This window comes from Streptomyces sp. NBC_00344, from assembly GCF_036088315.1.
Lineage (GTDB): Bacteria > Actinomycetota > Actinomycetes > Streptomycetales > Streptomycetaceae > Streptomyces.
Map to the genome: position 1 here is coordinate 5,969,997 of NZ_CP107996.1, position 25,861 is coordinate 5,995,857.

Genomic DNA, 25,861 nt, shown 5'->3' on the forward strand with positions numbered 1-25,861 from the left:
GGTCACCGGGCCGTCGGGATGTCAGTGGCTTCTGGTAGGAATTTGGCTGTGAGCAGCGAGGACGAACCGAACACGGGGCCGCGGCAGACCGCGGCCCCGGAACAGCTCGCGCTCATCAGGGAGACGGTGCGCACGGCGAAGGTCCCGCGGGCCAAGCCGCGGACCTGGCGGGGCGCCGCGCTCGCCGGGGAGCTGCCGGTGGCGCGGGTCGTGGTGAACAAGGGCGTGCTCCATCTCGACCAGTTCTTCGACTACGCCGTTCCCGAGGAGCTGGACGAAGCCGCCCAGCCGGGTGTGCGGGTGCGGGTCCGGTTCGGAGCGGGGAACCGGAACGTCCGGGCCGGCCGCCGTGAGGGCGGCGGGCTGATCGACGGGTTCGTCGTGGAGCGGCGTGCTGAATCCGACTACGCGGGTCCGCTGGCCGCGCTCGCCGGAGTGGTCTCGCCCGAGCCGGTGCTCAGCGCCGAGCTGCTGGCACTCGCACGGGCGGTGGCCGACCGGTATGCGGGCTCTCTCGCCGACGTACTGCAGCTGGCAGTGCCGCCGAGGAACGCGCGTGCCGAGGGCAGGCCGTCACCGCCACCGCTGGAGTCACCGGCGGAGCCGGAACCGGCCAGCTGGGGGCGTTATGCGCAGGGCCCCGGTTTTCTGCGGGCGCTCGCCGGCGGCGGAGCGCCGCGCGCCGTCTGGACCGCGCTGCCCGGCCCGCACTGGCCGCGGGAGGTGGCGATCGCCGTACGGGCGGCGCTGGCCTCCGGTCGCGGTGCGCTGGTCGTGGTGCCGGACGGGCGGACGGCGGCGCGCGTGGACGCGGCACTCACCGAGGAGCTGGGCGCCGGGCGGCACGCGCTGCTCACCGCCGATGCGGGGCCCGAGAAGCGGTACCGCCAGTGGCTGGCGGTACGGCGCGGTTCGGTGCGGGCGGTGGTCGGGACGCGGGCCGCCATGTTCGCGCCGGTGCGGGACCTCGGCCTGGTCGTCATCTGGGAGGACGGGGACTCCAGCCACAGTGAGCCGCATGCACCGCTGCCGCACGCGCGCGAGGTGCTGCTGCTGCGTGCCGCACACGACAAGTGCGCCTTTCTGCTCGGCAGCAGAAGCTGCACGGTGGAGGCGGCTCAGCTCGTGGAGAGCGGCTGGGCGTCCCCGCTGGTCGCGGACCGCGAGCAGATCCGGGCGGCCGCACCGCTGGTGCGGACCGTCGGGGACATGGACCTGGCCCGGGACGAGGCGGCCCGCGCCGCGCGACTGCCGACCGTGGCCTGGCAGGCGGTCAGGGAAGGGCTGAAGAGCGGTCCGGTGCTGGTGCAGGTGCCGAGGCGGGGCTATGTGCCGAGACTCTCCTGCGAGCGGTGCAGGACACCGGCCCGGTGCGCGCACTGCTCGGGACCGCTGGAGGCCCCGGACGAGCGGGCGCTGCACTGCGCATGGTGCGGACGTGACGCTGCCGGCCGGCGCTGCGCGGAATGCGGCCATACGGGACTGCGGGCCCTGATCGTGGGGTCCCGGCGCACCGCTGAGGAGCTGGGACGGGCGTTTCCCGCCGTACCCGTGCGGACATCCGGACGCGACCATGTGCTCGACACCGTGGACGGCCGGCCCGCCCTGGTGGTCAGTACCCCGGGCGCCGAGCCGGTCGCCGAGAGCGGCTATGCGGCCGCACTGCTGCTCGACGGCTGGGTCATGCTCGGGCGCCCCGACCTGCGGGCCGGTGAGGAGGCGCTGCGCCGCTGGATGGACGCCGCATCGCTGGTACGCGGCCAGGTCGAAGGCGGCACGGTGGTGGTCGTCGCCGAGCCGACGCTGCGCCCGGTGCAGGCCCTGGTCCGCTGGGACCCGGTGGGGCACGCGGTGCGTGAGCTGGCCGAGCGGGCCGAGCTGGGCTTCCCGCCCGTCTCCCGGATGGCCGCCGTGTCCGGGAAACCAGCGGCGGTGGAGGCGTTCATGGAAGCGGTCCGGCTGCCGGGGGACGCCGAGGTGCTGGGGCCGGTGGCTGTCGAGGCCGGCGATCCGAACCGGCCGCGCAGGACCGGCGAAGCGCCGCCGGGGGAGAACTGGCAGCGTGCGCTGATCCGGGTGCCGCCCGGCAGCGGTGCGGAGCTCGCCGCAGCGCTCAGGACGGCGCAGGCGGCGCGGCTGACCCGCGGCGGCGATCCGGTACGGATCAGGGTGGACCCGCCGGAGATCGGCTGAGAGGGCCCAGCCCGGCGTCCGCGCATCGGTGTCCCGGCGCACGGCTGCCCCCGGACGGCCGCTCTCCGGGGGCAGTGCAACGGGGGCGGGGCGGGTCAGCCGTTCCGAGGACCGGGGAACGCGCTCGTGCGTGCCTCTTCCCGGGACGACTGGCTGCCCGCCGGCGGCTGCGGCGGCATCGACCGCGCGGCAGGTACGGAGGGGAGGCCGGGCGCAGCGGGCAGTGTGTGCGCCGGGCCCGTCTGCGGTGCGCTCTCCTCATCGGTGGTGGGGTCGGTTTCGGTTTCGGCGGTGGTGGCCGTGGCGGTGGCCGCTGCGGCGCGCCGGGCACCGTATCTGCGGTGCACCGCCTGTTTGGTGACGCCGAGGGCCGAACCCACCGCGTCCCACGAGAATCCCAGCGAACGGTCGAAGTCCACCGCGGCGGTCACCAGTGTCTCGACACTGTCCCTCAGCTCCTGGGCCAGCCGGACGGTGGGGGCGGGAGCCCTGCCGTAGACGACGAAGCCCGTGGAGGGTCCCGAGCGGCGCGGACGGTAGACGTTCCCCAACTGGGCGGTCAGTGTGCGAAGTGCGTCCACCTGTCGGCGGACCCGCTCGATGTCCCGCACCAACAGGTGGAGGCTGGCCCGCGCTTGGGCGTCGTGGGTTGCGTGGTCGGCCATGAACAAGCCTCTCGAACCGGCGTTGAAAGGGATCGGGCCGCGCCTGCGGCCCTTGTCGTTTCGGTCAATCTCTCTTGACCAACGCGCCACCCGTTGATCTGGTCACGCTGCGGGGGCGTAAGGGCATATGCGAGGGGCGCGCAGCCAGGCGTACGCCCCCTCGGCCCGGCCCATAGACTGGTGCGCTGCTCGTTGTCGTACGTACCGGTCCGAGAGGCACCCAGTGAAACTCGTCTTCGCAGGCACCCCCGAAGTCGCCGTACCCGCCCTGGACGCTCTCATCGCATCCGGCAGGCACGAGGTGGCAGCCGTGGTCACCCGGCCCGACGCGCCGGCCGGGCGGGGACGCACCCTGATGGCGAGCCCGGTCGCACAGCGGGCCGAGGACGCCGGCATCGAAGTACTGAAGCCGGTCAAGCCGCGTGACGAGGACTTCCTGGCCCGGCTGCGCGAGATCGGCCCGGACTGCTGTCCCGTCGTGGCGTACGGAGCGCTGCTGCCGAAGTCCGCGCTCGAGGTTCCGGCCCGCGGCTGGGTCAATCTGCATTTCTCGCTGCTGCCGGCCTGGCGCGGTGCCGCGCCCGTGCAGCACGCGATCATCTCCGGCGACGAAGTGACGGGGGCGTCGACCTTCCTGATCGAGGAGGGGCTCGACTCGGGTCCGGTCTACGGAGTGCTGACCGAGGAGATCCGGCCCACCGACACCAGCGGCGATCTGCTCACCCGGCTCGCCTTCGCGGGCTCCGGTCTGCTCGTCGCCACCATGGACGGCATCGAGGACGGCACTCTGCACGCCGAACCGCAGCCGGCCGACGGCGTCACCCTCGCTCCGAAGATCAATGTCGAGGACGCGCAGGCCGACTGGACGGCGCCCGCGATGCGGGTGGACCGGGTGGTGCGCGGCTGCACCCCCGCGCCCGGCGCCTGGACGGTCTTCCGCGGCGAGCGGCTCAAGCTGGTCTCGCTCGCGCTGGTGGGCGACCGCACGGACCTCGCTCCGGGCGAGCTGTCCGTCACCAAGACCAACGTCTACGCGGGCACCGGCTCGCACGCCGTCGAGCTGCTGTGGGTCCAGCCGCAGGGCAAGAAGCCGATGCGCGCGGCCGACTGGGCGCGCGGAGTGCGCATCGCCCCCGGAGAGCACGTCGGGCCGGCGGACGTAGGCTGAGAGAGTTCGTCCCTCTCATCATCAGCGGAGCACCTTTCACGTGACCGACCAGCCTCGTCGCCGTCCAGCCCAGCAGCCGAAGCCGCACTCGAAGCCGTACCGCCGTCCGCAGAAGGATCCGGTGCGGATCCTCGCGTTCGAGGCACTGCGGGCAGTCGACGAGCGGGATGCCTACGCCAACCTCGTCCTGCCGCCGTTGCTGAAGAAGGCGCGCGAGAACCCCCAGTTCGACGGGCGGGACGCGGCACTGGCGACCGAGCTGGTGTACGGGACGCTCCGCAGGCAGGGGACGTACGACGCGGTGATCTCCGCGTGCATCGACCGGCCGCTGCGCCAGGTCGATCCGCCGGTGCTCGACGTCCTGGCCCTCGGCACCCATCAGCTGCTCGGAACCCGTATCCCCACGCACGCGGCGGTCTCGGCGAGCGTGGAGCTCGCCAGGGTGGTGCTCGGGGACGGACGGGCCAAGTTCGTCAACGCGGTCCTGCGCAAGGTCGCGGCCGACGACCTCGACGGCTGGCTGGAGCGGGTCGCTCCGCCGTACGACCAGGACGCCGAGGACCATCTGGCCGTGGTGCACTCGCATCCCCGGTGGATCGTCTCGGCGCTGTGGGACTCGCTGGGCGGCGGCCGCGCCGGAATCGAGGACCTGCTTGAGGCGGACAACGAACGGCCCGAGGTGACGCTGGTCGCCAGGCCGGGCCGGGCGACGACGGACGAACTCATCGAGGCAGCCGGAGAGGACTCCGCGCTGCCCGGGCGCTGGTCGCCGTACGCCGTACGGCTCGCGGAGGGTGGCGAGCCCGGTGCCATCGAAGCGGTACGGGACGGCAGGGCGGGGGTGCAGGACGAGGGCAGCCAGCTGGTCGCCATCGCTCTGGCCAACGCCCCGATGGAAGGCCGTGACGAGCGCTGGCTCGACGGGTGTGCCGGCCCCGGTGGCAAGGCCGCGATGCTGGCCGCCCTGGCGGCGCAGCGCGGGGCCACGCTGCTGGCTTCCGAGAAGCAACCGCACCGGGCCAGGCTGGTCGAGCGGACCCTGGCCGGCAATCCGGGGCCGTACCAGGTGATCGCCGCGGACGGCACCCGGCCGCCCTGGCTGCCCGGCTCTTTCGACCGGGTACTGATGGACGTCCCGTGCACCGGTCTCGGTGCTCTGCGGCGCAGGCCGGAAGCGCGCTGGCGGAGGCGTCCGGAGGACCTGGAGGGGTTCGCCCCACTCCAGCGCGGGCTGCTCAGGGAAGCCCTCGGCGCGGTGCGTGTCGGCGGCGTCGTCGGATACGCGACCTGCTCGCCGCACCTGGCCGAGACCCGGATCGTGGTGGACGACGTGCTCGGGGGCCGGGGCGGTCAGCCGGTCGAAGCCGAATGGATCGACGTGCGGCCGCTGATGCCCGGGGTCCCCGCCGTGGGGGACGGGCCCGACGTTCAGCTGTGGCCGCATCTGCACGGCACCGACGCCATGTATCTCGCCCTGCTGCGGCGAACGGGCTGAGGGAGGCATCCGGCAGCGGTTTCCGCGCGGGCCAGCGGAAGGACGGCATCCGGCAGCGGTCTCCGCGCGGGCCAGCGGAAGGACGGCATCCGGCAGCGGTCTCCGCGCGGGATGCCGGGGAGGAATCGCCGGGATTGTGAGGAGTGCGCGGCTCTGAGGCCGTACTTGGTCCGTACCGTGGCAGGCAACTGGGCCGGGGCATGGCAGGCTTGGGGCATGGCCGCGCAGATCAATCCCAGCATCCTGTCCGCCGACTTCTCCCGGCTCGCGGAGGAGGCGAGGGCTGTCGAAGGTGCCGACTGGCTCCATGTCGACGTGATGGACAACCACTTCGTGCCCAACCTGACGCTCGGCGTCCCGGTGGTGGAAGCGCTCAGCCGCGCGACGGACACCCCTCTGGACTGCCATCTGATGATCGAGAACGCGGACCGCTGGGCTCCGCAGTACGTCGAGGCCGGCGCGGGCTCGGTCACCTTCCACGCGGAGGCGGCCGCGGCCCCGGTGCGGCTGGCCCGCGAAATCAGGGCCAAGGGCGCCCGCGCCTCCATGGCGCTGAAGCCCGCGACGCCCATCGAGCCCTACGAGGACCTGCTCCCCGAGCTCGACATGCTGCTGATCATGACGGTGGAGCCCGGCTTCGGCGGACAGTCCTTCCTGGACATCATGCTGCCGAAGATCCGCAGGACCCGTGAGCTGATCTCGAAGCACGGCCTCGAACTGTGGCTGCAGGTCGACGGCGGTGTTTCCGCCTCCACCATCGAGCGGTGTGCCGAGGCAGGCGCGGATGTCTTCGTCGCGGGCTCCGCGGTGTACGGCGCCGACGACCCGGCCGCGGCCGTTCGCATGCTCAGGCACCAGGCGGAGGAGACCACCGCATCGGCCCCCTGGGCATGCGGCCACTGAGCCACCAGCAGATGAACGCGGCCCTCGCGGGCCGATCAAGATGTGCCGGATCTGACAGGATGGCGGGTCCGGGGAGTGAAACAGCAGTGAGGAGATCGCGGTGTCTGGTATGTCGTCGGGTCGACCAGCCCTGCGGATGGGACCCGCGGAGCTGGTGCAGGCGGCTGCCATGGCCCGCCGCTTCTACCTGGAGGGAAAATCCAAGATCCAGATCGCGGAGGAGTTCGGCGTCAGCCGCTTCAAGGTCGCACGGGTCCTGGAAACCGCCCTCGAGCGTGATCTCGTACGGATCGAGATCCGCGTACCCGCAGAGCTGGACGCCGAGCGTTCCGACGCGCTTCGGGCACGCTACGGGCTGCGCCACGCGGTCGTCGTGGAGTCTCCGGCCGAGGAGGCGGACGACGCCCCCGACCCGGAGAACCTGGGCGAGGTGGCTGCCGATCTGCTCGGCGAGCTGGTGACCGAGGGCGATGTGCTCGGCCTGGCCTGGGGCCGGTCCACCATCCACATGGCGGCGGCCCTGGACAGCCTGCCGCCGTGCACGGTCGTCCAGCTGACCGGTGTGTACGACGCCGGTACTGCCGAGCGCGGCTCGGTGGAGGCCGTGCGGCGGGCAGCCCAGGTGTCCGGGGGAGAGGCGCACCCCATCTACGCCCCGATGCTGCTGCCCGATCCGGCCACCGCGGCGGCGCTGCGCAACCAGACCGGGATCGCGCGTGCCTTCGAGTACTTCGACAAGGTGACCGTGGCCGCGGTGTCCATCGGCTCGTGGGAACCGGGGATCTCCACCGTCCACGACATGCTCAGTGACAAGGAGCGGCAGCACTACGCCTCGCTCGGAGTCGCCGCCGAGATGTCCGCCCACCTCTTCGACGCCGAGGGCCGGCGGGTCGGGCGCGACCTGGGCGAGCGGTGCATCACCGTGGAGGCCGACCGGCTGCGCCGCATCCCGGAGGTCGTGGCGATCGCGGGCGGCCAGCGCAAGGCGGCGGCGATCGGCGCCGTACTGAAGTCGGGGCTGGTCACCAGTCTGGTCACGGACACCGCGGCCGCCGACGTCCTGCTGACCGAGACCGGCCCTGGGCCGCGAAGGGCACTGGACAGGGCCGACCCGGACGGGGACTGACCAGACCGGCCGGCGGTCCGGGCCTCCTCAGTCCCGTCCGCGGGCCCGCTTGAAGCGGGCCAGTCCTTCGGACAGCTCGAGCAGCGGCTCGGGGTAGTCGTCACCGCCTCGGTCGGCCGCCCGGAGCTTCCACGGTTCGTGCACGGCGGCGCCTTTGATGCCTTGGAGCTCCGGCACCCAGCGGCGCACGTAGGCGCCGTCCGGGTCGTACCGTTTGCCCTGGGTCACCGGGTTGAAGACCCGGTTGGGCCGGCTGTCCGTGCCGGTGCCGGCCACCCACTGCCAGTTGAGCTGGTTGTTGGCCACATCGCCGTCGACCAGCAGCTGCAGGAAGTGCCGGGCTCCCACCCGCCAGTCCACGTACAGGGTCTTGGCGAGGAAACTCGCCGTGAGCAGCCGGCCGCGGTTGTGCATCCAGCCCTCGTGCTTCAGCTGGCGCATGGCGGCGTCGACCACCGGATAGCCGGTGCGCCCCTCCCGCCACGCCTCGGTGTCCCGCTCCGCCGCTGCCCCGGACCGCCAGGAGTCGTGCTGTGAGCGGTAGTCGTCGGTGGCGGCCGCCGGACGCGCGGCCAGCACCTGGTGGTGGAAGTCCCGCCAGCAGAGCTGCCGTACGAAGGCCTCTGCGCCGGGCCCGCCCGACCCGACGGCGCGGTGCACGAGCTCGACGGGGGAGAGGGTGCCGAAATGCAGATGCGGGGAGAGCTTCGACGTCGCGTCCCCCGGCAGATCGTCATGGCGCTCCTCGTAGGCGGCGAGCCCGGTGCGCTGCCAGGCAGCCCACTGCCTGCGGCCCTCTTCCTCACCGCCTGCCGCCAGGCCGTCCGAGACGCCGGACACCTTCTCGCGGGCCGGCGGAGCTTCCGATCCGATGCCGTCAGGGACCCTCACCACGCGCGGGGCCCGCAGGACACTCCGCAGGTGCTGCTGCGACCAGCGCCTGAAGTAGGGAGTGAACACGGCGAAGTGGTCCGAGCCGGCCGGGGTGATGTCGCCGGGCGGGACGGCGGTGACCACCGCGTCATGGACCAGCAGACGGCGGCCGTCGGATTCCAGCGCATCCCGCAGGCGCTCCTCCCGGCGGTCCGCGTAGCCGCTGATCCCCGCTGCCACGTGAACCTCACGGGCGTCGGCCTGCGCCGCGACCCGGCAGACCGCTTCGACCACATCACCGGACCGCACGACGAGACGGCCGCCGCGCTCCCGCAGCCCCGAGTCGAGTCCGTTCAGGCAGTCGGCGAGGAACGCTGTGCGGTTGGGGGTGGCGAAACCCGCGGCCCGGATGCGGCTGTCGTTGACGAAGAGCGGCACCACCTCGTCCACCGAGCCGATGGCCGCGTGCAGCGACGGATTGTCGTGCAGCCGGAGATCGGATGTGAACAGGGCGACCGATACGGTCATGGCGCCACTCCTGGTCGGGGTAGTACGGATACGGTTCAACGGCTTGTGGCCGAGGTGTCCTGCCAGGGGTGGAGATCAGCGCCGGACGCGGGGCGGTGTTCTGCGGGCCGGTGCACCCGTGGCCGCCTCGGTGACATTGCGTGCCATACCGCCGAACACGATGGCGTGGAACGGCGAGACGCTCCACCAGTACACATGTCCGAGCAGTCCGCGCGGATGGAAAACGGCCCGCTGCCGGTAGCGGGCGCGCCCCGACGGATCCCGGTCGGCGTACATCTCGAGCCAGGCGAGGCCGGGCAGCCGCATCTCGGCGCGCAGGCGCAGCAGATGCCCGGGTTCGATCTCCTCGACCCGCCAGAAGTCCAGCGAGTCCCCGACCCTGAGGTGTTCGGCGTCGCGCCTGCCGCGGCGCAGGCCCACCCCGCCCGCCAGCCGGTCCAGCCAGCCCCGGACCGCCCAGGCGAGCGGGAACGAATACCATCCGTGGTCGCCGCCGACCCCTTCGATCACCCGCCAGAGCGCCTCCGGTGAGGCGTCCACGGTGAGCTCACGGTGGTCGGTGTAGAGACTTCCGCCCGCCCAGCCCGGATCGGTCGGCAGGGGATCACTCGGTGCGCCGGGCAGGGATGCGGACGACCAACGCGTCGTGACATCGGCGTCCTGCACCCGCCGGAGGGCGAGCTTCAGAGCGGTTCCGAAGGTGAAGGGCTGCCCAGGCCCGTCCGGTACATGCTGCGCGATGTCGTGTTCGCCGCAGACGACCTCGTAGCGCAGGGATTCGGCGAGTGGCCGGGCAATGGACCGGGGGACCGGTGTCACCAGACCGATCCAGTGGCTGGACAGGCGGGGCGTGAGCATCGGCACGGGCAGGATGAGCCGGTGAGGCAGGCCCGCGACGATCGCGTAACGGCGCATCATCTCGCGGTACGTGATCACGTCGGGGCCGCCGATGTCGAAGCTCCGGCTCACCGAGGCCGGCATCCGCGCGCTTCCCACCAGATACCGCAGCACATCGCGGACGGCGATCGGCTGGATGCGGGTGTGCACCCAGCTGGGGGTCACCATGACCGGCAGCCGCTCGGTGAGATAGCGGAGCATCTCGAAGGAGGCCGACCCGGAGCCGATGATCACCGCGGCTCGGAGCACGGTGGTCGGCACGCCCGAGTCGAGGAGGATGCGGCCGACCTCGGCGCGGGAACGCAGGTGCGGGGACAGTTCCTCATCGGGGACCCCTTCGGGAGTGAGGCCGCCGAGATACACGATGCGCCGGACCCCCGCGGCCCTTGCCTGCTCGGCGAAGATCCGGGCTCCGGTGCGGTCCGTCTCCTCGAATCCTGGTCCGGTGCCCAGCGCGTGCACCAGGTAGTACGCCACGTCGACACCCTGCATGGCCGCGGCAACCGATGCGGCGTCGGTGACATCGCCCTGGACCACTTCGGCCCGGGAGGTCCACGGATAGTCGCGCAGCTTTTTCGGAGTCCGGGCCAGACAGCGCACCCGGTGGCCGGCCGCGAGCAGTTCCGGTACGAGTCTGCCGCCGATGTAGCCCGTCGCGCCGGTCACCAGGCAGCGTGGTGCGGTCGTGTCCTCGCCGTCGCTCATCGAAGCCTCAACATCTCGAATGCGGTCATATGTCGGTTGTGTCCATCCTTGCGTCTCGCGGGCCGCTTACGGTGGACGCGGCACCGGAGATCCGCAGGCCGGGCGGATCACCGGGTGGTGCCCCTTCCCGGGGGCGGCGGAACGGCAGTAGCGGAGCGCCCGCCGCTGGTGATATCGGCGGGGGTCTTCGCACTCCCGGCGGCCTGATGGCGCTCGCGCCAGTACGGGTTGTCGTGCGGGGAGGCCGCCGGTGACCCGCCCGTACACGCCGAAGGTCAGGATGAGCAGCCCCATCACGAAGCAGAAGATCACATTGGACATTCCGAAGCCGAGGACGTTTGCCGGCCGGTCGAGAATGAAGATGTGGGCGAAACCGCTGAGCAGGAACAGTGTGCCCACGGTCGTGTTGACCGTCGACACGATGTTGCCGCCGATGACGGCTCCGCCGATGAGGATGAGACCGACGAAGTGACACCGTGCTGAGGAGCCCGTTGGCGGACAACCCGGCGACCTGGGAGCCCGGGTGTTGAAGAGGTCCAGCTGGTCCGCGAATCCCAGGCTGCCGAACACCAGCAGAATCAGACCGAAGACGGCGGCCCCGGTCCATGTTCGGCGCGGCTCTGCCCGCCGGTGCGCTGGACGAAGCGGTACGGCGCACCGGTCCGTGCGCGGGGTGGCCTGTGGTCACAGTCGCGGGGCACGGCCAGTCGTCCACTGGCCCAGCACCTGACCGCGATCGAGTGGGGGGGACGCGGCGCACGCAGACGCCCGGCGGTGCTGATCGCGGGGCCGGGGTGGGCCGGGCCGCCCGTTCCGGGTACCCGGCGTCCCGGCGGCCTCCGTGAAGCCATCGAGCTGGTGGTCCCCGCGGGATCCGGCTGACGGCACCCCTCCACCGGTCCCACCCCTTCACCGGTCCCGGGGAGAAAACATCTCCGGAAGAGCGTCTACTGAGAGGCCCGGGCGCGTTGACCGGTGGCGTGAAAGGTGAGACTCCATGGCGGACAACCAGGGCCCTCGCCCCGATGTCATCGTGATCGGTGCCGGACTGGCGGGCCTGGCCTGTGCGGGCGACCTGTGCGGGGCAGGACTGTCCGTAGAGGTGCTGGAAGCGTCGGACGCGGCCGGCGGCAGGATGCGGACCGACCGGCAGGACGGCTTTCTTCTGGACCGGGGGTTCCAGGTCTTCAACACGTCCTACCCACAGGTGAAGCGGCGGGTGCGGCTCCGGGACCTCTCCCTGCGGCCCTTCACGCCAGGGGCTCTGGTGCACACTCCGTCCGGAAGGCTGCGCTTCACCGATCCCACCCGCCGGCCCGGCGCCGCCGCCGATCTCCTGCCGGGTCGGCTCGCCCCGGCACGCGACCTGCTGGCGCTGGGACTGCTGAGCCTGCGCGACATGTTCGGGCCGGTGGGCCCGCTGAAGCGCCGCGCGGACCGTACGACACTCACGGCGCTCGCCGATGCCGGGATCTCGGAGGGACTGACGGAGGAGTTCTTCCGGCCGTTTCTCTCCGGAGTCCTTCTGGAGGACGAGCTGGAAACGTCCTCCCGCTTCTTCCACCTGGTCTGGCGCAGCATGCTCCGCGGCACCCTCTGTCTGCCGGCGGCGGGTATCGGAGCGGTTCCGGCGCAACTCGCACAGGGTCTGCCGCCGGGCGTGCTGCACCTAGGGACCCCGGTCCGCGCACTCACCGGCTCGGGTGTCGGCCTCCAGGACGGTACGGGGCGGGAGGCGGCGGCCGTGGTCGTGGCCACCGGAGCTCGCGCGGCAGCGGCGCTCCTTCCGGGTCTCGACGTTCCTCCCGGCCGCACGGTGACGACCTACTACCACGCGGCGGCCGCTTCACCGCTGCGCGAGCCGACGCTGCTCGTGGACCGGCAGCGCCGCTTCCTGAACACCTGTGTGCTGAGCGAGGTGGCGCCGCCCTACGCGCCGGCCGGCCGGTCGCTCATCTCCACGTCCCTGCTCGGCCGGGACCTGCCCGGCCGGGAGGAGGGACTGCGCGAGGACCTGGCGGACGTCTACGGCACCCGTACCGCGACCTGGGAGCTGCTCGCCGCCCGGACGATCGAGGACGCGCTGCCCGCGATGCTCCCCCCGTGGCCGCTGAGCCGTACCTCGCGGACGGCTCCCGGCCGGTACGTGTGCGGAGACCACCGCGCCACCGGCTCGGTGCAGGGGGCACTCGCCTCCGGGGCGCGGGCCGCGAGGGAAGTACTCGAGGACCTGGGTAGGCGCAGCCGCAGCAGGGCATGACCCACCGGCGACAGAACAAGGAGACCACCGTGGTCAGCGTGGAACGGACCATCCGGTCGACCGTCCGGTCGACACCGTGATCGACTACCTGAAGGACTTCTCCCGCACCGAGGAGTGGGATCCGGGGACGAAGACCTGCCGCAGGCTTGACACCGGCCCCGTGCTGCCCGGCGCGACCTGGCGCAACGTCTCCGAGTTCCGGGGCCGGGAGACCGAGCTCACCTACCGGCTGACGCGGCTCGAGCCGCGCCGCCTGACGTTCGTGGGAGAAGGTCCGAAGGTCGAGTCCTCGACGACATGACCTTCGAGACCGCCGGCACAGGCACCCGGATCACCTACCGGGCGATTCTCCGCTTCCAGGGACCGCTGAAGCTGGCCGGGCCATTCCTGCGGGGCGAGTTCGAGCGGCTCGCCGACGAAGTGGAGAAGAAGCTTCCGCAGGTGCTGCTGAGCCTTGGATGAAGACACCAAGACCCTTCCGCGACCTCTGGCGGAAGGCACAGAGCGGGAGGTGCCGGCTCGCCAGAAGGGTGGGCCATCGGAGATGATGGCGTAGGAGCCGCAGCCTGATCCCTCGCTGGACGGAGCTGACTTCCCGCCCGCCCATTCTTTAAAACCGCAGGTGAGAGAGTTAGCATGCGTTTCCTCAATGACTTGAAGCCGCCTTACGACCTCACATACGACGATGTGTTCATGGTGCCGAGCCGCTCCGCGGTCGGCTCCCGGCAGGGCGTCGACCTGTCCGCTCCCGACGGCACAGGCACCACCATCCCGCTGGTCGTCGCGAACATGACCGCCATCGCGGGCCGCCGGATGGCCGAGACGATCGCCCGCCGCGGCGGGCTCGTGGTCATTCCGCAGGACATCCCGATCGAGGTCGTCACCGAAGTCATCGGCTGGGTGAAGACACGCCACCTGGTGCTGGACACCCCGATCGTGCTCGCGCCTTCCCAGACCGTCGCCGACGCGCTGTCCCTGCTGCCCAAGCGTGCGCACAACGCGGGTGTCGTCGTCGACGACGAGGGCAGGCCGGTCGGGGTCGTCACGGATGAGGACCTGGCCGGGGTCGACCGCTTCACCCAGCTGTCCGAGGTCATGTCGAAGGACCTGGTCCTGCTCGACGCGGCCATCGATCCCCGTGAGGCGTTCAACAGGCTCGACAGTGCCAACCGCCGCTACGCCCCGGCGGTCGACCCGGACGGCAAGCTGGTCGGCATCCTGACCCGCAGGGGCGCGCTGCGCGCGACCCTCTACACCCCGGCCGTGGACGCCCAGGGAAGGCTGCGCATCGCCGCGGCCGTCGGCATCAACGGAGATGTGGCCGGCAAGGCCAAGCAGCTGCTCGACGCGGGCGCGGACACCATCGTCGTGGACACCGCGCACGGTCACCAGGAGTCGATGATCGCGGCCGTCAGGGCGGTCCGCGCGCTCGACCCCGCGGTGCCGATCGTGGCCGGCAACATCGTCGCCGCCGAAGGGGTCCGCGATCTCATCGAGGCCGGCGCTGACATCATCAAGGTCGGGGTGGGCCCGGGCGCGATGTGCACCACCCGGATGATGACCGGAGTGGGGCGTCCGCAGTTCTCGGCCGTGCTCGAATGCGCCACCGAGGCGCGGAAGTTCGGCAAGCACGTCTGGGCGGACGGCGGTGTCCGCCACCCGCGCGACGTAGCCATGGCGCTGGCCGCCGGAGCGTCCAACGTCATGATCGGGTCCTGGTTCGCGGGTACCTACGAATCGCCCGGCGACCTCCAGCAGTCCGCGGACGGCCGCTGGTACAAGGAGTCCTTCGGTATGGCGTCGGCCCGCGCCGTCCGCAACCGCACGAGCGAGGAGTCGGCCTACGACCGTGCCCGCAAGGGGCTGTTCGAAGAGGGCATCTCCACTTCGCGGATGTTCCTCGACCCGGCGCGCCCGGGCGTCGAGGATCTGATCGACTCGATCATCGCGGGCGTCCGTTCCTCCTGCACCTACGCCGGTGCGAACTCCCTGGAGGAGTTCGCCGAGAGGGCGATCGTCGGTGTGCAGAGCGCGGCCGGCTACGCCGAGGGCAAGCCGCTGCACGCCAGTTGGGGATGATCGTCACGCACCGGAGCCGGCCCCCGCACCGCGGCGGCCGGTTCCGGCGTTCCCGGGCTCCCGGAAGGCGGCTGCTCCCGCGAAAACCGGCCACCATGCGGTGCAACTGACGCGGTGACGCTGTATCCCACGTATGGAGTACGGCATACCGGGTAGTCGGCACATGCGCACGCAGCCGGAGCACGAGATGGGGAGGACACCGTGTCCATGGCGATCACAGTCCCGACTGGACTCGCACCGCACGTTGCCCGGCCCTCGGCCCCGGCCGGTAAGGATCTCCCGTACGTGGAGAGGCCCGGGAAGGTGGCACCCCGGGACGCGCGTGAACTCTCCAGAAACTTCTTCGCGCGGCTCGCCGTGCTCGAGGAAGGCAGCCACGACTACCAGTACGCGCGCAACACGCTGATCGAGCTGAACCTCTCGCTGGTGAGGTTCGCCGCAGCCCGCTTCCGCAGCCGCTCCGACCAGATGGAGGACATCGTCCAGGTCGGCACGATCGGGCTGATCAAGGCCATCGACCGGTTCGAGCTCACCCGTGAGGTGGAGTTCGCGACGTTCGCCATGCCGTGCATCATCGGCGAGATCAAGCGTTTCTTCCGTGACACCAGTTGGTCCGTTCACGTGCCGCGCCGCCTCCAGGAGCTGAGGATCGCGCTGGCCAAGGCCTCCGACGAGCTGTTCCAGACGCTCGACCGCTCGCCGACCGCCGCGGAGCTGGCCGACCACCTCGGAATGGACGAGGAGGAGATCGTCGAGGGCCTGGTGGCGGCCAACGGCTACACGGCGGGCTCCATCGACGTCCCCTTCGACGACGCGCCCGGCAGCAGGCACACTCTCGCGGACCGGCTCGGTGAGATCGACCCGGACATGGACCTGGTCGAGAATGTCGCCGCGCTCAGGCCCCTCGTCGAGCAGCTCGACGAGCGGGACCGGCGGATCCTGCGGATGCGGTACGGCGACGAGCTCACCCAGGCGCAGATCGGGGCGGAGCTCGGCGTGTCCCAGATGCATGTGTCCCGGCTGCTCGCGCGGATCACCGCGCGCCTGCGCACCGGACTGCTCGCCGAGGAATGACAACTGCCGCAGGCGCGTCCCCCGCATGAGGGACCACACGGAGATCGCGGAGATCCGGGATCGTGTGGAACCCCAGGCCTTACCACGGGAGCGGCGCCCGAAGGCGGCGGCGCTCTGCCGGGTGCTGAGCGCAGCGGTCGCGTTCAGCCCATCGCCGGCCGGGCCCAGATAGCCCGGACGGTCTTGCCCTGGGGCCGGGGGCTGATCTCGACCCTTCCCGCGAGCCGCAGCACCATGTGCCAGCCGAACCCGCCGCCGCCCGCGAAGTCGGGCTCCCTGGCGACCGGATGGGCGGGGCTCTCGTCGTCCATCTCCACCACCAGCTGCTCCGCGTCCACCCGCAGCCGAAGCCGCCACCAGCCGGCGGTGTGCCGGGCGGCGTTGGCCACGAGCTCGCTGATCACGAGCAGCACGGCATCGATATCTGCCCAGGGGCAGTGCTGGGACATGAAACGGGTGGCGGCTTCGCGGGCCGTGGCACTGTCTGCCAGCGGCGCATCCATGACAACCACGGGCGGCTCCTAAGTCATCTCCCGCTCGCATACCCCGCCTGCGGCGATCCATCACTCGCGTACCTGTGGTTCGCTGGCGGCGGAAATCCGGTCGGGCATCGGGGTGCCCGGACGTCCTGACCGGCCCCCGGCGATGTGGCCCGGCAGGTCGGGACGGGCCGCGGGCTCGTGTTCTACTGCTGGCAGCGGGACGCGCCGCTCCCGCCCCCAGCACCGCACAGAAGTGACTCACCGGCCTTGTTGAACGAGCTCGACGCACGCATCGTGCATGCACTCGCCGAAGACGCCCGCCGTACCTTCGCCGACATCGGCGCACTGGTCGGCCTCTCCGCGCCCGCGGTGAAACGGCGGGTGGACCGGTTGCGTGCGGACGGAGCCATCACCGGCTTCACCGTTCGTGTCGACCCGGCCGCGCTGGGCTGGGAGACCGAGGGTTTCATCGAGATCTACTGCCGTCACAACACCTCGCCCGAGGCAATCCGGCGCGGTCTCGAACGGAACCCGGAAGTGGCGTCCGCGTCCACGGTCACCGGCGAGGCGGACGCCATCGTCCAGGTCTTCGCTTCCGACATGCGCCATTTCGAGCGGGTACTCGAACGCATCGCGGGGGAGCCCTTCGTGGAGCGCACCAAGTCGGTCCTGGTGCTTTCACCGCTGCTCAGGCGGTATTCATCGGGCTCACCCACCTGAGGGCTGTTTCCCCGGGAGCCCTGCCCCCCCCCGGCGTGGGCCGGAGCACAGCCGGCGATCCCGGCCCTGTGTCACGCAAGAGATCACCGCGACGGCTCGTCGGGGCGCAACGAATCGGGCATTGATGCGCAACGGACGCATCTTGTCGCGGCTGAACCGCGGACCGTACCGTCTATTCGTCCCCAGAATGCTCTTCCGTACCGTCCGAGGTCTGCCATGCCGCCGCTGCGTATCGCCCTGCTCCAGAGCTCCGGCCGCCCCGGCTCCGTCGCCGGGAACCTCAAGGTGCTGGACGAGGCCGCCGCGCGGGCGGCCGCTGCGGGCGCCGAGCTGCTGGTGTGCCCGGAGATGTTCCTGACCGGGTACGCGATCGGCGATGACGTGCCCCGGCTGGCCGAGACCGCCGATGGAGCCGGCGCCCGGGCCGTCGCCGACATCGCCCTGCGGCATTCCCTCGCGGTCCTCTACGGCTACCCCGAGCGCGCCGGAGACCTGGTCCACAACTCGGCCCAGCTCATCGCCGCGGACGGGACCCGGCAGCTGAACTACCGCAAGACCCACCTTTTCGGGTGCTTCGAGCAGCAGTGGTTCACTCCCGGGGACAACCCCGTGGTGCAGACCGAGCTGAAGGGTCTCCGCATCGGGGTCATGGTCTGCTACGACGTGGAGTTCCCTGAGAACGTCCGCGCCCACGCACTGGCAGGCACCGACCTCCTCCTGGTCCCGACCGCGCAGATGCACCCCTTCCAGTTCGTCGCCGATTCGCTCGTTCCGGTGCGTGCCTTCGAGAACCAGATGTACATCGCTTACGTCAACCGGACCGGCCAGGAGGGCGAGTTCGACTTCGTCGGCCTGAGCTGTCTCGCCGGACCTGACGGCGCCGTCAGGGCCCGCGCGGGGCGCGGCGACGAGCTGATCGTCGGCGAAGCCGACCCCGGGCTCCTCCGCGCCTCGCGGGGCAGCAACCCCTACCTGCGTGATCGCCGCCCCGGCCTGTACACCTCTCTGGTCTGAGCCGCACCCGCCGTTCACCACCCCTCATGATCCGCGTGCAAGGAGTCACTGCCCCATGACGTCCACGGTGCCCACCACTGCCGTCCAGCACAGCGACGCGCAGCCTCCGATCACCATGTTCGGGCCGGACTTCCCTTATGCCTACGACGACTTCCTCGCCCATCCGGCCGGTCTCGGCCAGATACCGGCAACCGAGCACGGCAGCGAGGTCGCGGTCATCGGCGGCGGGCTCTCCGGCATCGTGGCCGCCTACGAACTGATGAAGATGGGCCTCAAGCCCGTCGTCTACGAGGCGGACCAGATCGGCGGTCGGCTGCGCACGGTCGGATTCGACGGCTGCGACCCATCGCTGACGGCCGAGATGGGCGCCATGCGTTTCCCGCCGTCCTCCACGGCGCTCCAGCACTACATCGATCTGGTGGGCCTCGAGACCCGGCCGTTCCCCAACCCGCTCTCGCCCACCACCCCGTCGACCGTCGTCGACCTCAAGGGGGAATCCCACTACGCCGAGACCATCGCCGATCTGCCGCAGGTCTACCGCGATGTGATGGACGCCTGGAACGCCTGTCTGGACGAGGGCGCCGACTTCTCCGACATGAACCGGGCGATGCGCGAACGCGACGTCCCGCGCATCCGTGAGATCTGGGGACAGCTCGTCGAGAAGCTCGACAACCAGACGTTCTACGGATTCCTCTGTGCCTCCGACGCCTTCAAGTCCTTCCGGCACCGGGAGATCTTCGGCCAGGTCGGCTTCGGCACGGGCGGCTGGGACACCGACTTCCCCAACTCCATCCTGGAGATCCTGCGGGTCGTCTACACCGAGGCGGACGACCACCACCGGGGCATTGTCGGCGGCAGCCAGCAGCTGCCCCTGCGGCTCTGGGACCGGGAACCCCGGAAGCTCGTGCACTGGCCGCTCGGTACCTCGCTGTCGTCGCTCCACCAGGGCGAGCCCCGCCCGGCCGTGACCCGGCTGAACCGGACCGCAGGCAACCGGATCACCGTCACCGACGCGGCCGGCGACATCCGCACCTTCCGGGCGGCGATCTTCACCGGGCAGTCCTGGCTGTTGCTCTCCAAGATCGCTTGCGATGACTCGCTCTTCCCGATCGACCACTGGACGGCGATGGAGCGCACCCACTACATGGAGTCGTCCAAACTCTTCGTACCCGTGGACCGGCCTTTCTGGCTGGACAAGGACGAGGTGACCGGACGGGACACCATGTCCATGACGCTCACCGACCGGATGACCCGCGGGACGTATCTCCTCGACGAAGGACCGGACGGGCCCGCTGTCATCTGCCTCTCCTACACCTGGTGCGACGACAGTCTGAAGTGGCTGCCGCTCTCGCCGAACGAACGCATGGACGTCATGCTGAAGTCGCTCGGCGAGATCTACCCGAACGTCGACATCCGGAAGCACATCATCGGCAACCCGGTGACCGTCTCCTGGGAGAACGAGCCCTACTTCATGGGTGCGTTCAAGGCCAACCTGCCGGGGCACTACCGCTATCAGCGGCGGCTGTTCACCCATTTCATGCAGGACCGGCTGCCCGAGGACAAGCGCGGGATCTTCCTGGCCGGCGACGACATCTCGTGGACGGCGGGCTGGGCGGAGGGCGCCGTACAGACGGCGCTCAACGCGGTGTGGGGCGTGATGACACAGTTCGGTGGCGGGACCGACGCCACCAACCCCGGCCCCGGCGACGTCTTCGACGACATCGCCCCGGTCGAACTCCCGGAGGACTGAGCGGCGCCGGGGCTGGGGATCGCCGGGCCCTGCGCCGCCGGGGACCGTGCGGGCGGGGCCTCAGACGCCGGCGGCCCGTGCCCCGGCGTACACCTCGGCCGCCACATCGCTCAGCTCGTCCGCGCTCCGCGGCGTCCCCTGCAGATCGAGCAGGAACTCGTCCGCCACCCCCACCTCGGCATGGGCGGCCAGATCCTCGACGATCTGCTCCGCGCTGCCCTGGAAGGGGATGCGGTCGTCCCGTGTGTACGGGTCTGTGCTGTAGCGGGCGTTGACCCGCACCGTCACCCGCAGAGGACGCTCGCGGCCCCGCTCACCTGCCAGCGCCTGGATCTCCCGCCATTGCCCGGCCAGTTTGTCCGGGCCCGAGGCGACCGGCATCCAGCCGTCCGCCCGGTCCACCAGCCGCCGGGTCGGGCGGGGGCCGGAGGCGGGCAGAAAAACCGGAATCGGCCGGGCCGGCTTGGGGCCGACCTCGGAAGCCGCGATCGTGGTGAACTCGCCGTCGTACGAGACCGGGTCGGCGCCCCACACCGCATGGAAGACATCGAGCAGTTCGTCCAGGAACGCGCCGCGCCGCTGGAACGGCGCCACCGCGGCGGCCAGGTACTCGTCCCTGGACCAGCCCGTGCCGATTCCGGCCACCATCCGGCCGCCGCTCGCCGCGTCCAGCGAGGCCAGGGTTCGGGCCAGCTGGAAGGGTATGTGCAGCGGGGCGACCAGCACGCTGGTGCCCAGCCTGGCCCGTTCGGTCACCGCGCAGGCAAGGGCCAGCGTCACCAGGGGATCGGCGACCGAGCGGTACCGGTCGGGCCAGGGCAGCCCCGGGATGCCGTAGAGCCCCTGGGTCTGCGGCTCGGGGAAGAGAATGCGTTCGAAGACCCACAGGGACCGGTATCCGGTCTCCTCGGCAGCGCGGGCCACGGCGGGCACATCGCGGCCGATGGCGTACTGCTTCGTCTGGGGCAGGCCTAGACCGAGCGGGATCGCCATACAGGTGCTCCATTTCCACGGATGTCAGCGCAGCGGAGTGAGCAGGTACCGGCCGACCAGGCCGATACCCGAGTCCATCCGCTCTCTGAACTCGTCTGCCAGCAAGGGGAGTTCCCGCAGCCCCCAGAGAATCCGGGCGGCCGACCAGGCGGCGTCCCGCGCCCGCTCCAGGCTCCAGGTGCCGAGCAGATGGGTGAGCGGGTCGGCGATCTCCAGGAGGTCGGGGCCCGGCATCAGGTCCTCACGGATCTGCTCCTCCAGCAGCACAAGAACATCGCCCACCCGGTCGAACTCGCCCTCCAGCGCCGCCGGTTCGCAGCCGAGCAGCCGGCAGCTGTCGATCACGGCCAGCGCGAGGTCGTGGCCGATATGAGCATTGATGCCGGCCAGGGCGAACTGCAGTGGCCGTACCCCGGGATGGTGCCGGTGCTGGAAGAGCGGCCGCCAGCAGGCCGGGGGCCTCCGGCCGTCGGTCTCGGCGTCGACGGCCGCCAGATAGCGTCCCGCGAACAGCACATCAAGGGTCGCCGCTGCCTGCGGATCCGTGAACTGTCCGGTCCCGATACGCCGGCCGATCTCCTCGGTGACCGTCAGATAGACCTGGTTGAACACGGCCACTCCGTCCGCGGGCGGCCAGGAGATCCGGAACGCGTGCATCCGGGCCAGCACACCGTCCACCGACAACTCACCGGAGAGCGGCAGCCCGCCGGTGAGCGACAACTCACCGGAGAACGGCAGCCCGCCGGTGAGCGGCCGCCCGGCCATGCCGGTCCTGGCTGCGGAACGTTCCGTCTGCACCATGGGCACAGCCTCGCAGCCCCCCGCTCCCCCCGGGCCGTGTCACGCCGGTACTTCCTCAGAACGGGGGAAGCGGCCCGGGGGAGCCCGTCGTCACATACGGTTCGTCCGGGCACCGGACGCCAAGATCATCCGGGAAGCTGCCACCTCTGGTTGGCGCTCCCCGTGCAGTCCCAGATCTGCAGCCTGGTGCCGTTGGCCGAGCTGGGTCCGGTGGCGTCGAGGCAGCGACCGGATCCGGCGTTCACCAGGGCTCCGTCGCGGGCTGTCCATTTCTGGGCGCCGGTGCCGTTGCAGTCCCAGAGCTGTGTCCTGGTGCCGTTGGCGGTGCCTGCGGCTGTCACGTCGAGGCACTTGCCCAGTGCCTTCACCGTGCCGTCGGTGCCCGCTGTCCATTTCTGGGCCGCCGTACCGTTGCAGTCGTACAGCTGCACCGCGGTTCCGTTCGCGGTGCCGGCCCCGGGGACATCGACGCACTTGCCGCCGTAGCCCGTGATGGCTCCGGTGGCCGTGCCGTCGCCGGGCGGAGTCGTACCACCGGTGCCGCCCAGCCACTTCAGACCGTTGATCAGGAACTGGTTCTGCTGATCGCTGGCGAACGTCGAGGACAGCGCCGTGTTGGTGTCGTAGTTCATCGCGTTGTGGCCGAAGTTGGCGTACAGCATCCGGTAGTTGCGATTGGTCCAGATGATCGGGTAGTCGCCGCTGTACCAGGTCTGGTTCGGATCGGTGCCCACCGGGAAGGTGGAGGGGTCGAGGGACGCCAGGACGTCGATGTCCGGGTTCTTGCGGAGATCGTTGTTCCAGCTGTACCACTCGCTGACCGATGAAGTGATGGTGGCGGGCAGCCCGGCCATCGACGGGTGGTCAGGGTCGTCGATCCTCAGCGTCTCCGCTGTCGGACCCCAGGTGTTGCTCTTGAAGGTGCCGGTGCCCAGGAAAGTGTTGTGGTACCAGGACCAGTCACTCGGGGTGGCGTCGTTGTAGGCGGACACGTGGAAACCCATCCAGCCGCCGCCGTTGTCCATGTAGGTCTTGAAGGCGCTCTGCTGCGCGGCCGTCTGCGGGTAGTTGTCGAGGAAGAGCACGACCTGGTAGTTGGCCAGGTTGGCCGTGTTGAGCTGACTCCAGTCGTTGGTCGAGGTGTACGAGAAGCCGTTCGCGGCCGCGGCCTGCGGGAACCACTGGTTGGCCTCGTGCACGAAGCTGATGTGCGCCGCGTCATAGGTGCCGTCGTAGAAGGCGAGCACCTTGAAGGCGGGCGCGGCGGTCCGGGTGGCGCCCGAGGCCGGGGCCACCGTGAGGCCGAGCAGTACGGCGCAGAGTGCGAGCAGCCTCACGAACGTCCGGGACAGCGGATGTGGCGAGCGTTTTGATGCCATCGACAGGTTCCTCCTGTGCGCGACGGGGCGGTGGGGGGCGGTGGTGCTCACGGCTCCCGGTGGCCGGGAGCCGTGAGCCTCACCCGCCGTACTGCGCGAGGGTCCGGGTGAACTCCCAGGGCTGCTGGGATACTCCGGAGCAGGTGTCGTCGTTCGGATAGCCACCGGCACACGGCCGGTCCCGGTTGGCGGACCAGAAGGTCAGCCGGGCGAGGTGGTGCTGCTGGGCGTAGCCGAGGATCGTGCGGAAGTCCGCGACGGTGACGGTCTCGCTGTTGTCGGTGACGCCGTTCATCGAGGAGATTCCGCTGTGCCGGTACGCCTGGTCGTCGCTGTATCCATAGGCGTTCTTCAGTGCGTTCCTGAGCCCGTCGGCGGCCCGAACGGTGAGGGTGCCCATGTTCTGTCCCGCGCCGCCGAAGTCGAACGGCATGATCGTCCAGGCGTCCACGGTGAGGCCGGATGCGGCCGCCTTGTCGATCAGCCCGGTGTCGGGGCCGCTCTGTCCGGTGCCGATGGTGACGTACTCGGTGATGCCGGGGTTGTTGGCCTTGATGGTCTTCAGAGCGTCGACGGTGCGCTGCTGGACGGTGGCGTTGCTGTAGGCGTCGGCCTCGATGTCGATGTCGATCGCCTTGAGGCCGTAGGTGTTGATGACCTTCTGGTACGCCCCGGCGAGCGCGCTCGCGCTGGTGCAGGAGGACTCCAGCTTGTTGCCGCTGTAGCCGCCGAAGGACGGGACCACGTCGCCGCCTGCCGCACGGATCCGGTTGACGGTGCTCTGGTCCACACCGCCGGTAAGCGCCCGGCTGCCGTCCCACTGGGGATTGCAGGAACCGTTACTGAGGACGAAGGCAAGGGTGAACCACTTGACTCCCGTCGCCGACATGATCGTCGTCGGGTCCGGCGGGCTGCCCCACCCGTTGTAGAGATACGGAGCCACGGCCTGCACCCCGCCGCCGGCAGGCGGGGTGGTCGTGCCGGTGGGGACGGTCCACTGCTGGTTGGCGCTTCCGGCACAGTCCCAGATCTGCAGTCGGGTGCCGTTGGCCGAGCCCGGGCCCGTGGCGTCGAGACACCGGCCGGAGCCGGTGTTCACCAGCCGGCCACCGGACGCCGTCCACTTCTGGGCGCTGGTGCCGTTGCAGTCGTACAGCTGGATCTTTGAGCCGTTCGCCGTCCCGGCCGCTGTGACGTCCATGCACTTGCCGAGGGCCTTCAGACTGCCGTCGGCTGCGACGGTCCACGACTGCGCGCCCGAGCCGTTGCAGTCGTACAACTGCACCGCGGCACCGTTGGCGCTGCTCGCCGATGCCACGTCGACGCACTTGCCGCCGTAGCCGCTGATCGGTCCCGTGGGATCGGCGCCGGAGGCCGGGGTGATGCCGAGTGTGCCCAGGGCGCCTGCCGCCAGGGCCGCGGAGAGGAGGGTCGCGGTTCTCTTCATCAGCCCGTCACGTTCCACTTCTGGCTGGCGGCTCCGGAGCAGTCCCAGATCTGGAGTCTCGTGCCGTCCGCCGAGCTGTTGCCGGTCGCGTCGAGACACTTGTTCGAGGCTGGGTTGACGATGTCGTGGGCGCCGCTCACGGTCCACTTCTGCGCGCCGGTGCCGTTGCAGTCGTAGAGCTGGACCGGGGTGCCGCTGGCGGTACCCGCGGCTGCGACGTCCAGGCACTTGCCGAGGGCGCGCACCGTCCCGTCGGTGCCCACCGTCCAGGACTGCGCGCTGTTGCCGTTGCAGCCGTGCAGCTGGATCGGCGTGCCGTTCGCGCTGCTCCCTCCGGCCACATCGACGCACATCCCGCCGATGCCGGTGATCGGGTGGGCGCTGCCGCCGCCCCCTGACGTGCTTCCGCTGGTGACGTGGACGTAGTCGACGACCAACTGCTGCGGGAAGGCGGTGTTCCCGTCCGGGTCACCGGGCCAGTAGCCGCCGACGGCGAGGTTCATGATCAGGTAGAAGGGGTGGTCGAACACCCACCGGTTGCCGTTCAGGTCGGCCGGGGTGCGGGTCTCGTACACCTGCCCGTCGACGGACCAGGAGATCGAGTTGGGCGCCCAGTCGACGGCGAAGGTGTGGAACGCGTCGGAGAAGCTCTGCCCGTTCGGGAGGGTGTACCCGGCGCCGATGCCGGCCGCACCGGAGTAGCCGGGACCGTGAATGGTGCCGTGCACACTGCCCGGTTCGAAGCCGACGTTCTCCATGACGTCGATCTCACCGCTGTTGGGCCAGCCCGCCGATCCGATGTCATTGCCGAGCATCCAGAAGGCGGGCCACATGCCCTGACCCCGCGGGAGCTTCATCCGGGTCTCGAAATGACCGTATGCCTGGGTGAACTTCGTGGGGGTGGAGAGCCGGGCCGATGTGTACTGGCATGTGCCGTACCAGCACTGGTAGTTGGCCGGGTTCTCCTTCCGGGCGGTGATGACCAGGTGTCCCTGGCCGTCGAGGGCGGCGTTGTGAGTGCCGCTGGTGTAGTACTCCCGCTCGTGGTTGTTGACGTTGTCGCCGGTCTCGTAGCCCCATTTGGAGCTGTCGACCGCGCTTCCGGCCGAGCCGTCGAAGTCGTCGGTGAAGGTGGCGGTGGCCGCTGCCGGGGCGGTGCCGGGGGACTGCTGGGACGCTGCCTGCGGAAGCCAGCCGCAGAGGATCAGCGCGGCCGATGCGAGCAGGGCGAGGGGGCGGATGCGTCTATGGGGGGCTGATGCCGACATGCCGGACTCCTTGGTCGGGACGTCGAGAGTATGGTCATGCT

The 25,861-nt window shown here is 70.6% G+C and carries 22 protein-coding genes and 1 pseudogene; 13 read left to right on the forward strand and 10 right to left on the reverse strand.

Annotated elements, in window-relative coordinates; genetic code table 11:
- Nucleotides 1-48 precede the first annotated feature (48 nt).
- Nucleotides 49-2,193: a primosomal protein N' gene (locus OHS16_RS27060; protein ID WP_328539855.1), complete on the forward strand. Its 2,145-nt coding sequence runs from the start codon at nucleotides 49-51 to the stop codon at nucleotides 2,191-2,193.
- A gap of 95 nt (nucleotides 2,194-2,288) precedes the next feature.
- Here the strand turns inward: OHS16_RS27060 and OHS16_RS27065 are convergent, their stop codons facing one another.
- Entirely contained in the window at nucleotides 2,289-2,858 is a 570-nt protein-coding gene (locus tag OHS16_RS27065) for a hypothetical protein (protein WP_328539856.1), read from the reverse strand.
- 223 nt (nucleotides 2,859-3,081) lie between these two features.
- On the opposite strand from OHS16_RS27065, the gene fmt reads away from it, so the two are divergent.
- The 4 genes from fmt to OHS16_RS27085 all read left to right on the forward strand — a co-directional run bounded on the left by fmt (nucleotide 3,082) and on the right by OHS16_RS27085 (nucleotide 7,550).
- Complete coding sequence (fmt, locus tag OHS16_RS27070; RefSeq protein WP_328539857.1) at nucleotides 3,082-4,026, forward strand: methionyl-tRNA formyltransferase; 945 nt, start codon at nucleotides 3,082-3,084, stop codon at nucleotides 4,024-4,026.
- A 40-nt stretch (nucleotides 4,027-4,066) separates the two neighbouring features.
- Nucleotides 4,067-5,521 carry an RsmB/NOP family class I SAM-dependent RNA methyltransferase gene (locus tag OHS16_RS27075; protein ID WP_328539858.1) on the forward strand — a complete coding sequence of 485 codons (1,455 nt, stop codon included), beginning with the start codon at nucleotides 4,067-4,069 and terminating at the stop codon, nucleotides 5,519-5,521.
- 216 nt (nucleotides 5,522-5,737) lie between these two features.
- Nucleotides 5,738-6,424 carry a ribulose-phosphate 3-epimerase gene (gene rpe, locus OHS16_RS27080; protein WP_328539859.1) on the forward strand — a complete coding sequence of 229 codons (687 nt, stop codon included), beginning with the start codon at nucleotides 5,738-5,740 and terminating at the stop codon, nucleotides 6,422-6,424.
- 109 nt (nucleotides 6,425-6,533) lie between these two features.
- Nucleotides 6,534-7,550, forward strand: coding sequence for a sugar-binding transcriptional regulator (locus OHS16_RS27085; RefSeq protein WP_328541003.1), 1,017 nt, complete (start codon nucleotides 6,534-6,536; stop codon nucleotides 7,548-7,550).
- Nucleotides 7,551-7,577: 27 nt separating this feature from the next.
- Here the strand turns inward: OHS16_RS27085 and OHS16_RS27090 are convergent, their stop codons facing one another.
- The 3 genes and pseudogenes from OHS16_RS27090 to OHS16_RS27100 all read right to left on the reverse strand — a co-directional run bounded on the left by OHS16_RS27090 (nucleotide 7,578) and on the right by OHS16_RS27100 (nucleotide 11,135).
- Nucleotides 7,578-8,951, reverse strand: coding sequence for a cryptochrome/photolyase family protein (locus OHS16_RS27090; protein WP_328539860.1), 1,374 nt, complete (start codon nucleotides 8,949-8,951; stop codon nucleotides 7,578-7,580).
- Nucleotides 8,952-9,026: 75 nt separating this feature from the next.
- Nucleotides 9,027-10,553, reverse strand: a complete 1,527-nt coding sequence (locus OHS16_RS27095; protein ID WP_328539861.1) for an SDR family oxidoreductase — start codon at nucleotides 10,551-10,553, stop codon at nucleotides 9,027-9,029.
- A gap of 107 nt (nucleotides 10,554-10,660) precedes the next feature.
- A pseudogene (locus OHS16_RS27100) lies at nucleotides 10,661-11,135 on the reverse strand (DUF4383 domain-containing protein).
- A 415-nt stretch (nucleotides 11,136-11,550) separates the two neighbouring features.
- On the opposite strand from OHS16_RS27100, the gene OHS16_RS27110 reads away from it, so the two are divergent.
- The 5 genes from OHS16_RS27110 (at nucleotide 11,551) to OHS16_RS27130 (ending at nucleotide 15,966) form a co-directional block, all read left to right on the forward strand.
- Nucleotides 11,551-12,813: an NAD(P)/FAD-dependent oxidoreductase gene (locus tag OHS16_RS27110; protein ID WP_328539862.1), complete on the forward strand. Its 1,263-nt coding sequence runs from the start codon at nucleotides 11,551-11,553 to the stop codon at nucleotides 12,811-12,813.
- 76 nt (nucleotides 12,814-12,889) lie between these two features.
- Nucleotides 12,890-13,114 (forward strand): hypothetical protein, encoded by a 225-nt coding sequence (locus OHS16_RS27115; protein WP_328539863.1) that lies wholly within the window; start codon nucleotides 12,890-12,892, stop codon nucleotides 13,112-13,114.
- Nucleotides 13,111-13,275, forward strand: a complete 165-nt coding sequence (locus tag OHS16_RS27120) for a hypothetical protein (protein WP_328539864.1) — start codon at nucleotides 13,111-13,113, stop codon at nucleotides 13,273-13,275. The genes OHS16_RS27115 and OHS16_RS27120 overlap by 4 nt, the downstream gene beginning before the upstream one ends.
- Nucleotides 13,276-13,449: 174 nt before the next feature.
- Nucleotides 13,450-14,892 carry a GuaB1 family IMP dehydrogenase-related protein gene (locus OHS16_RS27125; protein WP_328539865.1) on the forward strand — a complete coding sequence of 481 codons (1,443 nt, stop codon included), beginning with the start codon at nucleotides 13,450-13,452 and terminating at the stop codon, nucleotides 14,890-14,892.
- A gap of 201 nt (nucleotides 14,893-15,093) precedes the next feature.
- Nucleotides 15,094-15,966: an RNA polymerase sigma factor SigF gene (locus OHS16_RS27130; protein WP_443042701.1), complete on the forward strand. Its 873-nt coding sequence runs from the start codon at nucleotides 15,094-15,096 to the stop codon at nucleotides 15,964-15,966.
- Nucleotides 15,967-16,109: 143 nt separating this feature from the next.
- Here OHS16_RS27130 and OHS16_RS27135 read toward each other — a convergent pair whose 3' ends face one another.
- The gene (locus OHS16_RS27135) at nucleotides 16,110-16,469 is read right to left on the reverse strand and encodes an ATP-binding protein (protein ID WP_328541004.1); all 360 of its coding nucleotides are present in this window, start codon (nucleotides 16,467-16,469) and stop codon (nucleotides 16,110-16,112) included.
- A gap of 246 nt (nucleotides 16,470-16,715) precedes the next feature.
- On the opposite strand from OHS16_RS27135, the gene OHS16_RS27140 reads away from it, so the two are divergent.
- The 3 genes from OHS16_RS27140 to OHS16_RS27150 all read left to right on the forward strand — a co-directional run bounded on the left by OHS16_RS27140 (nucleotide 16,716) and on the right by OHS16_RS27150 (nucleotide 19,932).
- On the forward strand, nucleotides 16,716-17,168 hold the full coding sequence (locus OHS16_RS27140) for an Lrp/AsnC family transcriptional regulator (RefSeq protein WP_328539867.1): 453 nt from the start codon (nucleotides 16,716-16,718) through the stop codon (nucleotides 17,166-17,168).
- Between the two features lie 216 nt (nucleotides 17,169-17,384).
- Complete coding sequence (locus tag OHS16_RS27145) at nucleotides 17,385-18,182, forward strand: carbon-nitrogen hydrolase family protein (protein WP_328539868.1); 798 nt, start codon at nucleotides 17,385-17,387, stop codon at nucleotides 18,180-18,182.
- A gap of 55 nt (nucleotides 18,183-18,237) precedes the next feature.
- A complete protein-coding gene (locus tag OHS16_RS27150; protein WP_328539869.1) occupies nucleotides 18,238-19,932 on the forward strand; it encodes a flavin monoamine oxidase family protein in 1,695 nt (564 codons plus the stop codon).
- Nucleotides 19,933-19,992: 60 nt separating this feature from the next.
- On the opposite strand, the gene OHS16_RS27155 is transcribed toward OHS16_RS27150, so the two are convergent.
- The 5 genes from OHS16_RS27155 to OHS16_RS27175 all read right to left on the reverse strand — a co-directional run bounded on the left by OHS16_RS27155 (nucleotide 19,993) and on the right by OHS16_RS27175 (nucleotide 25,820).
- The gene (locus tag OHS16_RS27155) at nucleotides 19,993-20,925 is read right to left on the reverse strand and encodes an LLM class F420-dependent oxidoreductase (protein WP_328539870.1); all 933 of its coding nucleotides are present in this window, start codon (nucleotides 20,923-20,925) and stop codon (nucleotides 19,993-19,995) included.
- Between the two features lie 24 nt (nucleotides 20,926-20,949).
- Complete coding sequence (locus OHS16_RS27160) at nucleotides 20,950-21,582, reverse strand: DUF5995 family protein (RefSeq protein ID WP_443042799.1); 633 nt, start codon at nucleotides 21,580-21,582, stop codon at nucleotides 20,950-20,952.
- 269 nt (nucleotides 21,583-21,851) lie between these two features.
- Nucleotides 21,852-23,105, reverse strand: a complete 1,254-nt coding sequence (locus OHS16_RS27165; RefSeq protein WP_328539872.1) for a ThuA domain-containing protein — start codon at nucleotides 23,103-23,105, stop codon at nucleotides 21,852-21,854.
- 79 nt (nucleotides 23,106-23,184) lie between these two features.
- Entirely contained in the window at nucleotides 23,185-24,552 is a 1,368-nt protein-coding gene (locus tag OHS16_RS27170; protein ID WP_328539873.1) for a ricin-type beta-trefoil lectin domain protein, read from the reverse strand.
- A complete protein-coding gene (locus OHS16_RS27175) occupies nucleotides 24,552-25,820 on the reverse strand; it encodes an RICIN domain-containing protein (RefSeq protein WP_328539874.1) in 1,269 nt (422 codons plus the stop codon). Before OHS16_RS27175 ends, OHS16_RS27170 begins: the two co-directional genes overlap by 1 nt.
- Nucleotides 25,821-25,861 lie beyond the last annotated feature (41 nt).

Coding starts and splice junctions, on each gene's coding strand:
- OHS16_RS27065 (WP_328539856.1), bottom strand. CDS start 2,858: ATGGCCGACCACGCAACCCACGACGCCCAAGCGCGGGCCAGCCTCCAC.
- rpe (WP_328539859.1), top strand. CDS start 5,738: ATGGCCGCGCAGATCAATCCCAGCATCCTGTCCGCCGACTTCTCCCGG.
- OHS16_RS27085 (WP_328541003.1), top strand. CDS start 6,534: ATGTCGTCGGGTCGACCAGCCCTGCGGATGGGACCCGCGGAGCTGGTG.
- OHS16_RS27090 (WP_328539860.1), bottom strand. CDS start 8,951: ATGACCGTATCGGTCGCCCTGTTCACATCCGATCTCCGGCTGCACGAC.
- OHS16_RS27095 (WP_328539861.1), bottom strand. CDS start 10,553: ATGAGCGACGGCGAGGACACGACCGCACCACGCTGCCTGGTGACCGGC.
- OHS16_RS27110 (WP_328539862.1), top strand. CDS start 11,551: ATGGCGGACAACCAGGGCCCTCGCCCCGATGTCATCGTGATCGGTGCC.
- OHS16_RS27120 (WP_328539864.1), top strand. CDS start 13,111: ATGACCTTCGAGACCGCCGGCACAGGCACCCGGATCACCTACCGGGCG.
- OHS16_RS27125 (WP_328539865.1), top strand. CDS start 13,450: ATGCGTTTCCTCAATGACTTGAAGCCGCCTTACGACCTCACATACGAC.
- OHS16_RS27135 (WP_328541004.1), bottom strand. CDS start 16,469: ATGGATGCGCCGCTGGCAGACAGTGCCACGGCCCGCGAAGCCGCCACC.
- OHS16_RS27145 (WP_328539868.1), top strand. CDS start 17,385: ATGCCGCCGCTGCGTATCGCCCTGCTCCAGAGCTCCGGCCGCCCCGGC.
- OHS16_RS27150 (WP_328539869.1), top strand. CDS start 18,238: ATGACGTCCACGGTGCCCACCACTGCCGTCCAGCACAGCGACGCGCAG.
- OHS16_RS27155 (WP_328539870.1), bottom strand. CDS start 20,925: ATGGCGATCCCGCTCGGTCTAGGCCTGCCCCAGACGAAGCAGTACGCC.
- OHS16_RS27160 (WP_443042799.1), bottom strand. CDS start 21,582: ATGCACGCGTTCCGGATCTCCTGGCCGCCCGCGGACGGAGTGGCCGTG.
- OHS16_RS27165 (WP_328539872.1), bottom strand. CDS start 23,105: ATGGCATCAAAACGCTCGCCACATCCGCTGTCCCGGACGTTCGTGAGG.
- OHS16_RS27170 (WP_328539873.1), bottom strand. CDS start 24,552: ATGAAGAGAACCGCGACCCTCCTCTCCGCGGCCCTGGCGGCAGGCGCC.
- OHS16_RS27175 (WP_328539874.1), bottom strand. CDS start 25,820: ATGTCGGCATCAGCCCCCCATAGACGCATCCGCCCCCTCGCCCTGCTC.